Genomic DNA, 1,963 nt, shown 5'->3' with positions numbered 1-1,963 from the left:
CGCCGGGCCGCCGCCCGTCTCGAGCGGGCGGCCGTGCGTGCGACTCCCGCGGGCCCGTCCGCGCCGACGGGCCGCGGCACGCGAGACGCGAAACGCCGCGCGAAGACCATCAAGCGCGGACGCGCACAGTCGAAGCAGGCCCGCAAGATGGCGACGCGCAGCACCTTGCGCACGATCCTGTCCTCGCTGACGACCCCCACCGATGCCGAGCGACAGAAGCAGGACGTGAAGCGGCTCCGGCGGAAGGTGAAGCAGGCCGCCTGAGCGTACGGCGTGACGCGGTCGGCCGACGCGCCGAGCGGCGGCGCCGAGCGGCCATGAACAGTCCCGTCACTCGCCCCGGTGCGCACCGATCGTGACCACTCATCGCCTGATGACGGCGTGGCGGCGTGGTGGCGGCGCCGCGCGAGCGGTGCCGGGTCAGGCCGGCAGCGAGCCCTCCGTGCCGGCCGCCTTCGCGCTCGCCGTCGGACTCGCCGGAGCCGCCGCCGCAGCGGTCTTCCCGCCGGGGGACTTCGCCGCTGCAGGCTTCCGCCTCGCCGCGTTCGCTGCGGGTGCGGCCTTCGGCGCCGGGGACGGGGCCGTCGAGCGGGGTGCGCGCACGGCCTTCGGCTTCGGAGAGGCCGCGGCGACCGCCGCCGCCGCGGCATCCGCCATCGGCTTCGGCATCGGCACCACCCGCGCGAGCTGCGTGACGTGCTGCGGCCCGAGCTCGTCGAGGCTCGCGACCTCGAGCAACTTCATCGTGCGCTCGACCTCGGCACGCAGGATCGAGATCGTCTTGTCGACGCCGCGACGCCCGCCGGCCATGAGGCCGTAGAGGTAGGCGCGGCCGATGAGGGTGAAGCGCGCGCCCAGGGCGACGGATGCCACGATGTCGGCGCCGTTCATGATGCCGGTGTCGACGTGCACCTCGAGGTCGGTCCCGACCTCGCGCACCACGTGGGGCAACAGGTGGAAGGGGATGGGGGCGCGGTCGAGCTGACGCCCGCCGTGGTTCGAGAGCACGATGCCGTCGACGCCGCGGTCGGCGAGGAGCCTGGCGTCCTCGACGGTCTGCACTCCCTTGACGACGATCTTGCCGGGCCAGATCTCGCGGATGATGTCGAGGTCCTCGAACGAGATGGTCGGGTCCATCGCCGAGTCGAGCAGTTCGCCCACGGTGCCGCCGGTCGACGACAGCGACGCGAACTCGAGCTTCGGGGTGGTGAGGAAGTTGATCCACCACGCCGGGCGGGGCAGCGCGTTGATGACGGTGCCGGGAGTCAGCTGCGGCGGGATCGAGAACCCGTTGCGCTTGTCGCGCAGGCGCGCGCCGGCGACGGGCGTATCGACGGTGAAGAAGAGGGTGTCGAAGCCCGCGGCCGCGGCGCGCTTGGCGAGCTCGTAGGAGATCTCGCGCTTGCGCATCACGTAGAGCTGGAACCAGTTGCGCCCGTTCGGGTTGGCGGCCTTCACGTCCTCGATGGAGGTCGTGCCGAGCGTCGAGAGGGTGAACGGGATGCCGGCGGCACCGGCCGCCCCCGCGCCGGCGATCTCGCCCTCGGTCTGCATCATGCGCGTGAAGCCCGTGGGGGCGATGCCGAACGGCAGGGAGCTCGGGCCGCCGAGGACCTCGCGAGTCGTGTCGACGACGGGCACGTTGCGGAGGATCGACGGGTGGAACTCCACGTCCTGGAACGCCTGACGGGCCCGCGCGAGCGACAACTCGCCCTCGGCGGCGCCCTCGGTGTAGTCGAACGGCGCCTTCGGGGTGCGGCGCTTCGCGATCGCGCGCAGGTCGGCGATCGTGAGCGCCTTCTCGAGCCGCCGGTCGGTCGCGTTCAGCGTGGGCGCCTTGAAGCGCATGAGCTCGGCGAGCTCCTTCGGGTTCGGGAACTGGCGCTGGACCATGGTGTCGGTGCTCTCTCTGTGTCGTCGTGCTGGTCTGGTGCTGGTCTGGCTGCGGCGAGGTGACGCGAAT

At 72.3% G+C, this 1,963-nt stretch carries 1 protein-coding gene and 1 pseudogene; one reads left to right on the top strand and one right to left on the bottom strand.

Annotated elements, in window-relative coordinates:
- Positions 1 to 264, top strand: a 264-nt coding sequence (locus AC1DY2_RS19175; RefSeq protein WP_476763857.1) for a hypothetical protein, incomplete at its 5' end; no start/stop codon positions are given.
- Between the two features lie 396 nt (positions 265 to 660).
- On the opposite strand, the pseudogene AC1DY2_RS19170 reads toward AC1DY2_RS19175, so the two are convergent.
- Positions 661 to 1,893: pseudogene (locus tag AC1DY2_RS19170) on the bottom strand (alpha-hydroxy acid oxidase); the annotation flags it as partial.
- Positions 1,894 to 1,963: the final 70 nt, after the last annotated feature.

It is taken from the genome of Agromyces sp. P1_H4, assembly GCF_056405255.1.
This window is presented reverse-complemented; position numbering and strand designations above follow the sequence as displayed.